12 protein-coding genes and 2 pseudogenes are annotated in these 13,257 nt (G+C 31.9%); 13 read left to right on the forward strand and 1 reads right to left on the reverse strand.

The features are described 5' to 3' along the window. Window positions 1–66 precede the first annotated feature (66 nt). From MKY00_RS05760 to MKY00_RS05815, 11 genes and pseudogenes are all read left to right on the forward strand, one after another. Window positions 67–915 carry a hypothetical protein gene (locus MKY00_RS05760; RefSeq protein WP_016716755.1) on the forward strand — a complete coding sequence of 283 codons (849 nt, stop codon included), beginning with the start codon at window positions 67–69 and terminating at the stop codon, window positions 913–915. Window positions 916–1,157: 242 nt separating this feature from the next. Beyond that, entirely contained in the window at window positions 1,158–1,316 is a 159-nt protein-coding gene (locus MKY00_RS05765) for an HNH endonuclease (RefSeq protein WP_260665329.1), read from the forward strand. Next, complete coding sequence (locus MKY00_RS05770; RefSeq protein ID WP_016716758.1) at window positions 1,304–2,974, forward strand: outer membrane protein assembly factor BamB family protein; 1,671 nt, start codon at window positions 1,304–1,306, stop codon at window positions 2,972–2,974. The genes MKY00_RS05765 and MKY00_RS05770 overlap by 13 nt, the downstream gene beginning before the upstream one ends. A 189-nt stretch (window positions 2,975–3,163) precedes the next feature. Further along, window positions 3,164–3,735: pseudogene (locus tag MKY00_RS30170) on the forward strand (RHS repeat-associated core domain-containing protein); the annotation flags it as partial. Between the two features lie 633 nt (window positions 3,736–4,368). Continuing rightward, window positions 4,369–4,530: a hypothetical protein gene (locus MKY00_RS05785; RefSeq protein ID WP_000073170.1), complete on the forward strand. Its 162-nt coding sequence runs from the start codon at window positions 4,369–4,371 to the stop codon at window positions 4,528–4,530. Window positions 4,531–5,124: 594 nt separating this feature from the next. Further along, window positions 5,125–6,930, forward strand: a complete 1,806-nt coding sequence (locus MKY00_RS05790) for an ABC transporter ATP-binding protein (protein WP_016088963.1) — start codon at window positions 5,125–5,127, stop codon at window positions 6,928–6,930. Beyond that, on the forward strand, window positions 6,927–7,517 hold the full coding sequence (locus MKY00_RS05795) for a MauE/DoxX family redox-associated membrane protein (protein WP_341034635.1): 591 nt from the start codon (window positions 6,927–6,929) through the stop codon (window positions 7,515–7,517). Before MKY00_RS05790 ends, MKY00_RS05795 begins: the two co-directional genes overlap by 4 nt. Before the next feature lie 5 nt (window positions 7,518–7,522). Continuing rightward, window positions 7,523–7,705, forward strand: coding sequence for a hypothetical protein (locus MKY00_RS05800; protein WP_001104600.1), 183 nt, complete (start codon window positions 7,523–7,525; stop codon window positions 7,703–7,705). A 144-nt stretch (window positions 7,706–7,849) separates the two neighbouring features. Beyond that, complete coding sequence (locus MKY00_RS05805; protein WP_016716762.1) at window positions 7,850–8,728, forward strand: ABC transporter permease subunit; 879 nt, start codon at window positions 7,850–7,852, stop codon at window positions 8,726–8,728. A 1-nt stretch (window position 8,729) separates the two neighbouring features. Further along, window positions 8,730–9,734, forward strand: a complete 1,005-nt coding sequence (locus MKY00_RS05810; protein WP_016716763.1) for an ABC transporter permease — start codon at window positions 8,730–8,732, stop codon at window positions 9,732–9,734. A 209-nt stretch (window positions 9,735–9,943) separates the two neighbouring features. Continuing rightward, window positions 9,944–10,294, forward strand: a pseudogene (locus MKY00_RS05815) (hypothetical protein); the annotation flags it as partial. 49 nt (window positions 10,295–10,343) lie between these two features. Here the strand turns inward: MKY00_RS05815 and MKY00_RS05820 are convergent. Continuing rightward, window positions 10,344–10,889 carry a TetR/AcrR family transcriptional regulator gene (locus MKY00_RS05820; RefSeq protein ID WP_016716764.1) on the reverse strand — a complete coding sequence of 182 codons (546 nt, stop codon included), beginning with the start codon at window positions 10,887–10,889 and terminating at the stop codon, window positions 10,344–10,346. A 169-nt stretch (window positions 10,890–11,058) separates the two neighbouring features. Between MKY00_RS05820 and MKY00_RS05825 the strand changes: the two genes are divergently transcribed. Together MKY00_RS05825 and MKY00_RS05830 are read left to right on the forward strand one after the other, a co-directional pair. Further along, entirely contained in the window at window positions 11,059–11,976 is a 918-nt protein-coding gene (locus tag MKY00_RS05825; protein WP_016716765.1) for an alpha/beta hydrolase, read from the forward strand. Between the two features lie 146 nt (window positions 11,977–12,122). Continuing rightward, window positions 12,123–13,229, forward strand: a complete 1,107-nt coding sequence (locus tag MKY00_RS05830; RefSeq protein WP_016716766.1) for a metallophosphoesterase — start codon at window positions 12,123–12,125, stop codon at window positions 13,227–13,229. Window positions 13,230–13,257 lie beyond the last annotated feature (28 nt).

The raw sequence follows: 13,257 nt of genomic DNA on the forward strand, positions 1-13,257 counted from the left end.
ATTAATATTAAGGGAGTTTGACGCTTATTTTTTATGTTTAGAATCAATGAGAGGGTTTTTATCTATATGAAAGATATCGTATGTAAAGAGTTAACCAGTTTTAAGTCTATTGTTGAAGCTTATCAATTTAGAAAAATGAACGTGGACTATAAACAAAATATAATTTTATTAGTACAAGATCATCAGGATCGCCCTTGTATTATTTATTTGGATAAAAATAATGGGAGTATAAGTAATATTAATTTAAATGTAGATATAGATGTTGAATCTGTGATACGTATGCAACGAATCGGAGAGAGATGGCTATTTATATTTAATTATGAAGGTGAGAATGCAGTTATTTATAATCCAGACGGAAGTGAATATTGTAAGTTTTATGCCGGAGAAGGGATTCAAGATTGTCAGGTTGATGTGAATGAAGATATTTGGGTTAGTTATTGTGATGAAGGGATTTTTGGAGAGTGCCCAATTGGAGCAAATGGTATAGTTGCTTTTGATTCTACAGGTCAATTAATTTTTGATAGCTATGATCAATATGTAGAAAAATATAATATACCGTATATAGATGATTGTTATGCAATAAATGTGTTAGATGGAGACGTTTGGCTCTATTATTATTCAGAATTTCCTTTAGTTCAAATGAAAGATAAAAAAATTCATATGTCTTGGAATGAAATAAATGTAATTAAGGAAATACGGTCGGAAAGTTTTGCGGTTGCTCAGGACAAAGTAGTATTTATTACGCAAGATGAAAAGTTGGTTGTTTATGATTTAAATAATAATCATGTGTATGATAGTAATCTTTGTAATGAACTAGGGGAGCAGGTTCAATTTGTTAATTATTATAGCCGCGGATCTGTTATATATTTTCAGAAGGATGATACGCTTTATTATATTGATGTACTTAATATGTGAGGGAATAATAGAAAGAAAGCTGAATGTATTAGAGTGTTAAGTTTGTGTGAAAAGAGTTGGAATTATGCACAATATTATTGTGAAAAATTGGAATGTGTATATGAGGAAGATACAAAAACTGTAAGAACTGGAACTAGGGTGTTTGGAAATGTAGATAAAGTTAATTGGAAGGCAAGTAATACAACGCAATTCAAATATTTAAATAAAGGAGTGGTAAGTAACTAGTAAATAGTAAACAAAAAATCTTTTTTGCAAGTGATATAAAACGGATGCAAAAAGGAGATAATCCGGTCGGACATACGTGGCATCACCATCAAACACCAGGATTAATGCAATTAGTCAATACTGTGGTGCATAGGCAAACTGGCCATACTGGAGGTAGGGCATTATGGGGAAAATAAAAGAAGGATTTAATATAAAGCTGGAATATTTTAATGAAGACGAGTTGGAAATGTTAAGAGGTAAAATAATTTTCCTCTTAGATGAAAAAATCATTTATGAAGAAGAAACGGATATTATAGAGCCTTTAATACAATTTTTTGAAGTGTGGGTAAATCTTTTAAAGTATAAAGAGGGTACATTATTTTTAGATAACTATGAGAAGACGTTAGACTTTATTCAACAAGAAAATATGATTAATATTAGTAGTAATAAAGAAATTATCTCAGTTGAAAGAGTACAGTTTTTTAATACTGTATTTGATTTTTGTAAGGAACATATAGAGAAATTAATTAGTAAAGTACCAGGGGATTTTAGTTTGAATGCCGCTTATAAACAAATAATTGACCTAGAAAAGCTCGATGAGGACTTCATTACTACTGGAAGCTTGAATGTTTATCGGAAATATTCAAGTGAAAGTCGTTATGAAATAAGCTGGAGTGATCTGAAAAATGAAAGAAATATAGAAATTCTTCCTCAATTCTCAAGAGACAATGACTTTTTATACGTTGGAAATGGACCAGCAAATAAGTTTAGTAAAATAGACATGTTGAATAAAAAAACACTTTGGACGGAACATCTCAATTTTATTGAGAGTGGAATTGTATTTTGTCAACAAGATGATAAGGTTTTTGTAGGGGATATTAGTAGAGAAGAGGAAAAATCAAAGCTTGTATGCATGTCTGCAGAAGATGGAAAGAAATTATGGGAGTTAGAGTTGGAAGGAGAAATAAAAGGGGTTTATTTCCTACCAAATAATGTATTAGATGTAATGGTTGTGATGGAGTATGGTTTGAACATCTTATTAGATATTCAAACAGGAAAAGAGAAACAGACTGTATATACTGGAATTGGTGGAGAAAATTTGAAGGTGCGACTGTTTTCTGATTATTATGTTCTAATAGGAGAATGTTATGAAGAAGGAGAACTAATAGATCCCTATATAGTTTGTATGACAGCTGTCGACTTAAATAGTAATATTTTATGGAGAGAAAATATTAATTGCCGCCCCAATACTCCCACATATTTAGAAAATCATACGGCTTTAATAGTGGGAGAGGAGAGTATTCAAAGGTGGGATTTGAAAAAAGAATCACCAGAATTAATCTTAGAGATAGAAATTGAAGAAGCGGATTATTTATATGTGGTAGCTGATAACTTAAAAATAGGTTTGGTTAGACATATACCTGATATGGACGATGTAGCAAAACGGAAAACAAGCCTTCAATTTTTTGGAGTAGAAGATGGCAAGGAAATATATGAATGCTTATTATCAGGTGAAATAAAACTTGAACCTAACTTAGTTGATAATATGTGTGTTGTAGTTATGGATAATGGAAAAGTCTATTGTATAGATTTAGTACATAACCAAATTAAGTGGGAAACAAGGTTTGCGCATGACGTGATAAGATCTCCGAGATATGTGGAGGATAAGATCTACATGTCTTCATATGAACTTGAAGTAAAATGCTTAGACATAAAATCTGGTAAGGTAGAATTCACATTATATTTACCAAAGTTTATTTTGGAGTCTGATTCTATACATGAGGTAATTAAAACAAATAACGTATTGTATTTTACTTGTCTTAGTGGGAATGTGTTTGAAGTACGTGAAAGATAATAAGGTATAGATTTTAATGAAAAATATATAGCGTATTTATATATCATAATACGCTATATTAGAGTGAGTAAAGAAACTAGTTGTGGGAAGAAGAGCTGATATCTGCTCTTCTTTCTTTATATATATTGTTTTTTTGTTAGTGGAATTTAAAGAACGAATATTATTACCATAACTAGGTGGATAGATTAAAATAAAGAAGTTGTAACAACGTATGAATATGATTCGTGGGGTAACGTATTAAAGAGTGACGCAAAAGGTATCACAGCAGACAATCCATTTGGATATGCGGGATACATGTATGATAAAGAGATTGGCATGTATTACTTGATTGCGAGATAATATAAGCTGGAGCATGGTGTGTTTTTATCGGTGGATCCTGATTCGGGTGACGCGGATGATCCTGTAACGCAGAATGGGTATACGTATGCGGATAATAATCCGTCGATTCAGATGGTCACTTGCCATGGTTAGCAATAAATGCGGGGTTTGCATTGTATGATGGATACAATGCCTATAAATCAGGAGCAAGTTGGAAATGTGTGGGGATGGCGAGTGCTAAAGGTTTTGTAGGTGGCGGAAGATATGGAGCAGCAAAAAGGGCCTTAAATTCGGCTAATTATCTTCTGCGCCCAAGTAAATATGCAAAAGCATCAATTCCTGCATTCAAAGGGAAATCAAGAAATTTTTCGCCACAAACTAGGAAAGCATTAAATAGAAGAAGGACAGAAGAATACATTCACATACGATGCATCAGGAAATAAAAAGAGTCAAACAGATGAAAAAGGAAATACAAAACTGTATGATTAAAACAAAGATAATCTATTAACGAAGGAAATCAACTTGTAAAATCCGGAAACGAATCGTTAACGTATGATGCGAATGGCAATTATGAAAAAATAGATAGTAAATTCGTTATCTAAATTGGAAAATGAATCTAGCTATGTGATACAGAAGAAGTGAAAGAGAGAAGAGCTGGTATTGGCTCTTCTTTTTTGGGTTCGTGATTCAATGAATTACAACTATTTTTTGAAGAATTTCACTGTGATTTAATGCTTTTATTACTAAAAATTAGCAAATAAAAAAAGAACATTTGTGAAACAGACTCTTTTTTATGATTAATGTGCTATAAACTGAAAAAACTTGAGAAAATTTATAAATCTTTCTATTCAAAATGAATTATAACTATTTTTTCGAATAACGGTGCTATAATTTAACGTCTTCTCTACTAGAAAAACTGGCAAATAGGAAAAGAAACAATTGTGAAATGGGTTCTTTTTATAATTAATGTGCTATAAACTAAAAAACTTGATAAAATTTTATTTATATTGAATATTCTGTCTTTTGTTGCTAAAATTTGTAATGTATTACCAATAATTTGAAAAGGGGTTGTTAGTATGAGTAATGTTTTAGCAAAATTATTTGGGGTGAAAAATGAGGTTGTTGGTCCACAATATTATGAAGAAGGCTGTGACTATGATAGTTATTGTGGTACAAGCCGTCGCACATTACTTCGTCATTATGGTAACGGACGTTTTGTTGCTGTTGGTTGTTGCTAAAAGTGTAAAATTCAAAGCTAAGAATATAAAATTCTTAGCTTTGAATCCTATTAAATTAAAGATAGAAAGGCGTTTAATATGATTATATATCTTCTACTATTTTTCATATGGTTACTTTTTCTATTAGTTCTACTTATACAAATTAGTAAGTTGAAAAAAGCGCTCGCTCTATTACCCAAACCAAAATTTATTCAGAAAAAATCAAACTCCTTAATAAAAAAAGATATTAGCAATATATTACAATTACCAAATTCCTATTCCATTCATGATGAATCTATTATCTTGTTAATGGCTGCATCATGTAAAATATGCCATGAAAAATTAAATGAAATTATTCATAAAAATAAGCACAAATCACATAACCTAATAATATATTTATATTCCGAAACCCCAGATTTATACAATCAATTTAATAATAGTATTCCAGCGCATTGTAAGATTCCAGTATTTCCTTTATCTGAGATTCAAAAAAAACAATTACAAATATTTGTTTTCCCGACATTTATACGTATAAATTCTGAAGCTACTATTACTAAATTCTCTCCAATATCTGACAATGTCCTCTAAAAGAAAAAAAAGTGAGGGTTTTTTTATATGTTCATTACTTACATACTAAGAACTATTAAACTAATTTGGAAACTCAATAAGATTTGGTTTTGCTTTTCTAGCATATTCATGATTATTTTAGGGATGTTACCTGTGGCTACAATATGGACTACAAAAGAACTTGTTAACAATGTATCCACCATCATTACAAGTGAAAATAAAAATTATACATTAGCTATTACTCTGCTTGTACTACAATTTTTGCTATTATTAATTGAAACTATCATTAAACAATTACAGTATTATATTGACGAAAATATGCGCTTTAAGCTCACTAAATTTTTAACTGAAGAAATTGCTTATAAGACCTTTAAAATACCGTATTCATATTTTGATAATCCTGATTTTTATAACTATACCAATCGAATAAAATCAAATACTGGTAGACGTCTACTATCACCAATTAACAATTTATTTTTAATTGCACAATCTTTAATAACCATTTCATCTTTAATTATTTTTTTACTCTCTATTCATTGGAGTTTAGCTGTAGTTGCTAGTATTACCTTTTTTCCAGCTCTTTTCATAAAATCATATCTTGGTAAACAAGGATTTGAACTCACAAAAAAAACTACTCCCCTCTTAAGGGAGACAAATTATATAGAGAACTTGTTAATGCAAAAAGATACGATTAAGGAAATTAGAATTTTTAACCTACATACTTACTTCATACAAAGATGGGAAAAAAAATATAATAAAAATATGAGTTATTCTTTAAATTTCTTAAAAACCAAAAGTAAAGCGGAAATATTTTTAGATTTGCTAGTAGCTCTTTCATATTGTGGTTCGGCCGGAATTATTATTTGGCTCATTAAAAAATCTGCTGTTAAAATTGGTGACTTCGTTTCTATAGGACAAGCAGTACATAATACACAAAATGCATTACATAACATTTCAGCTAATTTGGCTCAATTATATGAGGATGTATTATATATATATGACTATTTTCATTATATCGATTCACTAGATGAGGATGAAATAAATACCGATGAACAAGTACCATTTCCTAGTGTTTTACAATATGGCATACGCTTTGAAAATGTATCTTTTTCATACCCTAATAATAAAAATAAAATTTTACAAAATGTATCTTTTTCTATATTACCTAATGAAAAGATAGCAATAGTCGGTCATAATGGATCTGGAAAAACTACATTAATAAAATGCCTGCTTGGACTATATCCACTTACATCTGGAAATATATATTTTGATAATATACCTATTAACAAAATTCAATTACATTCTTTAAGAGAGCACACGACAGTAATGTTTCAAGATTTTATTCAGTACCATTTAACCATAAGAGAAAATATCGCTCTTGGTAATGTTTCCGAAATAAATAATGATGAAAAACTAAAAAATGTAGCTATGCAGTCAGGAATCCATGAAGATATCCAACTATTCCCGAATGCATACAACACTCCATTAGGGAGATTTTTACAAGAGGGTGAAGAGCTCTCAGGAGGTCAATGGCAAAAATTAGCAATATCTCGATCGTTATTTAAAAATGGTAATATCATGATTCTAGATGAGCCAACTGCTGCGTTAGATCCTATTTCAGAAAGAGAAATTTTTGATAAATTTGAATTACTGACCAACCAGAAAACTACAATTATGATTTCTCATAAAATGTCTGCAGCTAAATTAGCAGATAAAATTGTTGTATTAGACAATGGTGAATTAGTTGAGTTCGGTACTCATGAAGAGCTTTTCCTAAAAAAAGGGAAATACTATGAATTATACACAACCCAAGCAACTCTATATCAAAATAAACTTGATGAGGTTTTAATATGAATGAAATTATCTTAATTTTAAGGATATTAATAGGTACTCTTTTTCTATCGTCCTCTATTAGTAAACTATTACATTTTAGCAAACACGTTGTCATTGTAGGCGAATATAAAATCCTCCCCAAAAAATTCATAAAATTCTTTTCTAGGATGGAAGTAAGCCTTGCGTTAATTTGTTCCATTTCACTCATTCTAGGATTATTACAGCTTTGGGTAGGCGCTATACTTTTACTTTTATTAATTATGTATACAATAGGAATCATTGTTAATTTATATAGGAAGAGAACCAATATTTCTTGCGGATGTGGTGGAATTGTAGGAGATCATAACTTATCTTGGACTTTAGTGTTTCGCAATATTTTTTTAGTAGGATTAATTATTTTACTTATTAAAAATGAAACAGATTTTTTCAGCTTGCAATCTCTTCTTATATATGAAAAGGATATATCACTAATTTTCAATCATAATGGAATCTTCTCTATACTTTTATCAACATTCTTAGTTTTATTAATAGCAATTTTAAACTCAATATTCACAATTTATCGTAGTATGAATCATTTTTTATATCTTACAAAACAAATAAAGGAGTGAAAGATATGAACTGGACGGATTATTTACTTTGGGCTTGCATGATTATCCAAATGATTATTTTCTTTTTGTTAATTAGGTTAGTAACAGACTTCTTGAATAAATTCCAAAATCAAGTAAATATAATCGAATTTAAAAATTCTGCTAAGACAAATATGGAGATAAACAAAGAAGAGTTAATGAAAAGCTAATAAATAAAATTTTTTCCCTTTCAATTCAAGTATATGAAGTGTTTCTTTTTCCTGAATTTGTTGTAAAAACTAGTTCATTAGGCTACCGTCAGTAGAGAATCTCTACTGATGGTAGCTTCACTTTATAGGAAAGGTTAGGCTAACATGAAAAAAAATTTTGCACAAACATATTTAACGATACCGTTCCACTTATTCTTATCGTTTATTATCATTATATTTATCGGCACGTTACCGCACTTATTTATTGGGATGAAGATTGACTTTAACAATTACCTGCACACACTTACGGACGTCACCTCTAAATTAATAGGGTGGGATCCATTAACTTACACGAAATTTGCAAAACCCCTATTTCCTCAAATTCTAATTCAATATGGAAACACGATTATTATCTTTTTAGCTGCTCTTCTTATTTCCATATTAGTTTCTTTTATGACTGTTTATGCCTTGTTGCTACTCCCTGTAAAAAAAAGAGAAAGAATAAAATCATTTTTTTTACTATTAGAAGCAATTCCTGATATTTTTATTATTTTATGTCTCCAATTACTTGTCGTTTGGATTTATAAACAGACAAACTTTTTAATCGCAAATATAGCTGGTACAAAAGACAACTCAATCTTACTATTTCCAATTATTTGCTTAAGTTTTCCAACTATTCTTATGTTTAACAAGCTACTATTGCTACGTTTTGAAAATGAATTACAAAAAGATTATACCTTGCTAGCACGTGCCAAAGGATTTGACACGTTTTATATTCTCAATCGTCACGTTCTGAGAAACGTCTTTTTAAGTACTCTCTACTTCTCAAAAACAAATATTTGGTATATGTTATCTAATTTATACATTATTGAATACTTACTCAATGTTCAAGGTATTTTCACATTTTTAAAAACGTATAATACCGAATTAGAACCAGCACCTGAAATATTTTGCGTTACATTGTTTTTAATTTACATTCCTATCTTTATTGTCTTTAAGCTTTTCAATATTTTCATACCTGATGAATTGAAAGGAGAATCTTAACATGTGGGCCCATTTAAAAAGAGATAAGTATTTCATAATTTGTATATCCTTTTTGCTTCTATTAATCATAGTAAGCATTGGAAATTCCATATTCTTTGATGGGAAAGTTCGCCAAACATCTATTCTATATGATGAAAGTGGTAATGTACAAGCGGCACCATTTCCCCCTTCTTTCACTTTTCTGTTAGGTACGGATATGAAGGGATTTGATTTATTACATAGAGTAGTTGATGGAGCGAAATGGACCATTGGTATATCGTTATTGATAGCATTTCTACGAACATTTATCGGGCTAGCAATTGGATTATTCTTCGCTTTTTATGTAAGAAAAAGTTTTAAGACACTTGAAGCTCTCTTTGATTGTTTTACAGTTGTTCCAATGACCCTCATTGGTTACTTTATTCTTGATACAGTATTGCGTTTTCAAAACGGGTCTCCAGCTCCCTCTTTCTTTGAACGAGCATCCTTTGAAATCGTAGTCTTAGTCATTCTCGCTTTACCCGTTCTTATATTTTATTTTGCAAAAGAGACAAAAAAGATACTGAACGAAGAATTTATAGAAGCTGCTACAATATTAGGAGGAAGCAAATTTCATCTCGCTATAAAACACATATTTCCAAATATATTTCCTATTCTAATCATTGTCATGATGCAACAATTTGTACAAACTTTAATCATTTTCTCTCATTTTGGTATTTTAGAATTATTTTTTGGTGGTACAATTCTTTTCTACGGAAATGAAGCTGAGTCAGTTAGCAATGAATGGTCAGGTTTAATTGGTCTCTATTTTCGTTCCCTCTCCGTTCAACCTTGGATTCCAATGGTTCCTATTACATTTTTCATCCTGACTATTATTACAGCACATATTATGCTACAAAGGATACAATTAGCATTTGAAAAACGACACATGAAACAAACATCTCAAGAACCAATAGAACAACTCAATACTTCTAATTTTACACAACAATTCCCCGCTAATTCATTTACACTCTATGATGACAAATAGCATTGGAGCAATATATTTCTAGAGGGGAGTGTAAAACATCTTTTTTAGTAAAAAGGGATATTTATATGGAGAAAAAAGTAGAGATATTGAAAAAAACTAAAAGAATTTTAACCTGGGACAGCAGAGGAAATGGATGGTGAAAATTAAATGAAAAATAATTTGTAGAAAGAAGAGCTGATATCGGCTTTTCTTTTTTATAAATATCTTATATAGCTGATTGTTATGCAATAAATGTGCTAGATGGAGACGTTTGGCTCTATTATTCAGAATATCCTTTAGTTCAAATGAAAGATAAAAAATTTCATATGTCGTGGAATGAAATAAAGGTAACTATGGAAATATGGTCAGAAAGTTTTGCGGTTGCTCAAGATAAAGTAGTGTTCATTACTTAAGATAAAAAGTTGGTTGTTTATGATTTAAATAATAATCATGTGCATGATGTGAATCTTCGTAATGAACTTGGAGAACCGATTCAATTTGGTACTTATTATAGCCGCGGATCTGTTATATATTTTCAGATGGATGATAGGCTGTATTGTGTTGATACAATTAATATATGAGGTGATAAAAAAGCGCACTCAACAATCTGGGTGCACTTTTTCATAACCGTTATATATTCCTCCTCATCAACTCCCCAACTTGCGTCGCAACAAACGCAACATCACTATCAATTTCGTCTAACACGTAAGATTCTAAAATGCCCATTACAGCCGTTCCTAAAAATTTTAAAATGATGTGTTTATCGATGTTTTTATTTATTGATGTGTTTGTGTTTAACTTTTTCTCTATTTCACCCATGATGAAAGTTAATAACTTTTTTTGAAACGATAATGTGCTGTTACTTTTAAATAACGCCGCGAAAAATGGTTTATGTTCTTTGAAGTATTCAAACCATATGATCGTTCCTTCTATAAACCCTTTGTTTTGTTTCTCATAGCATATTTCTTTTAATTGGTCTAAATGATCGTCCACAATTTTATCTAATAAATTGTACTTATCTAGATAGTGTAAGTAAAAAGTTTTTCTTCCGATGTTTGCTTTTTCTGTAATGTTTTTTACTGTAATTTCGTCAAAACCATCTGTTATTAACATCTCTATAAATGCAGATTGAATGGCGTTTTGTGATTTTATAATTCTTCGATCGATTTTCTCCATATTGTGTTCCTCCGTTGTTGATACACATATTTCGTTATGTGTGTATTATGACCCAAATGTGTAAATGTGGTCATTGAAACAAGTGGTTGCTCGCTTTATTATAAATATACAGGTGAGTAATAACTCTCACAAGTGTAAAATTAAAAATGAGATAAAGGTGGTTTTATATATGGCAGTTACGAAGAAAGATGTACGATTTTATGCAAGAGGTTTACAAGTTGCAGGCATTTTGAACATTCCCGAAGGTGCTGAGGAAAAGAAACAACATCCAGCGATTGTTTGTGTGCATCCAGGTAGTAGCTGTAAAGATCAAACAGCAGGATTGTATGCCGAGAAGTTAGCGGAACAAGGATATGTAACGCTTGCGTTTGATGCATCATATCAAGGTGAAAGTGAAGGTGCACCGAGATATATAGAAGAGCCAGCTACGCGAGTTGAGGATATTCGCTCAGCAGTAGATTATGTAACGACTCTACCTTATATAGATGAAGAACGTATCGGTGTGTTAGGTGTTTGTGCAGGCGGTGGTTATGCGGTAAATGCTGCGATGACAGAGCGCCGCATTAAAGCGGTTGGTACAGTTGTTGGTGCAAATATCGGTCGTTTAAATCGTGAGTCTAACCCGATTGGTGTGTTAGAGGCAATTGGTAAACAACGTACTGCTGAAGCATGCGGAGCAGAGGTAATGATTACAAATTGGATTCCTAAAAATCAGGAAGAGTTAGCGGCAGCAGGTATGACGGATATAGATATTGTAGAAGCAGTTGAGTATTACACAACGCCGCGAGGTCAAAGTGTGAACTCGCCAAATAAGTTAAACTTTACGAGTATGGGATCGGTAATTGGTTTTGATGCGTTCCATTTAGCAGATACGTTATTAACGCAGCCGCTGCAAATTATTGTCGGTAGCAAGCAAGGTGCATTCGGTTCTTATAAAGATGGTCATGAGCTTTATAAGAAAGCAGCTTCAGAGAAGAAAGACTTACTTGTTGTGGAAGGCGCGAGTCACTACGATTTATATGATCAACCAGAACCAGTAAAAATTGCAGTTGAAAAATTAACAAGTTTCTATAACGAAAATCTGTAAAAGGAATGTTGTTTTGAATTGCACCTCTAATTGTTAGATTTGCGTCTAGCAATTAGGGGTTTTTATTGTGAAGATTGCAGTGCTTAATATTTACGCTATAGGTGCATAACAAGATATAATAGAAGAAATGAATAAGGAGGCTAGTTGTGAAGAATCTTCGTTATCTCAATATATTTACGATATTAATTATATACACACTACTTATGCTCTACATAGGCTGGAACGGCTGGGTTTGGCTTCATGCCGTATTTGGCTGGGAGTCTTGGGGATATTACGCTTTCGTTGTTGGCTTCATTTCCTATGCGTACATTCTCGTGCAAGTGTTTAAGTTTTTGCCATTTCTACGAACGATAGGTTCGATTTGGTTTGCGGTTATACAATACGCGCTTATGTTATTGCCGTTAGCTAATATTACAGTCTTTCTTTTACAGTTTGTAGTAGAGAAAGAAGCGGCAATTATTTGGACAGGGGCGGCTGTGTTAGCTGCATTTATTTTTATCTTTGCGTACGGAGTATTTAATGCATATAGCCCGGTAGTAAGAAAGTATGAGGTGCACATTCCGAAAAAAGTAGAGGGACGTAAAAGCTTACGCATTGCGATGGCTTCTGATATGCATTTCGGTAAATTATCTGGTGTTTCACATTTAAAGAGACTTGTCCGTCATGTAAATGAAATGGAGCCTGATATTATTTTACTGCCAGGAGATATTATCGATGATCATCCAGGTGTGTTCATTCAAAAAAATATGGGACATATTATGAAACAGATGAAAGCTCCACTAGGCGTATATGGTGTGTTAGGAAACCACGAATATTACGGGCGAGCAGTTCCAGAATTTATACAAGAGATGGATAAGATTGATATTCGCATTTTATTAGATGAAGTAATTACAATTGAAGATCAGTTTTATCTCGTTGGAAGAAAAGATAAAACTGAGCGAGATCGCCAAAGTTTTGAAAATCTTATGAGTACGGTAGATAAAACGATGCCAGTTATCGCAATGGATCATCAACCATTCGAGTTAAAACAAGCAGCGGATGCTGGCGTAGATTTACTATTATCCGGTCATACGCACCGCGGACAAATGGCGCCAAATCATATTGTAACGAGAAGAATGTACGAACTAGACTGGGGATACGCACAAAAAGGTGCATTCCACGCAATTGTTTCTTCTGGTTTCGGATTTTGGGGACCGCCGCTTAGACTTGGAAGTAGATCTGAGGTTGTACAGGTGGATGTTACGTTTGAATAAGTGTATGTAATAGAGAGCTAATGGCTCT

The organism is Bacillus sp. FSL R9-9834 (genome assembly GCF_038006905.1).
GTDB lineage: Bacteria > Bacillota > Bacilli > Bacillales > Bacillaceae_G > Bacillus_A > Bacillus_A pacificus.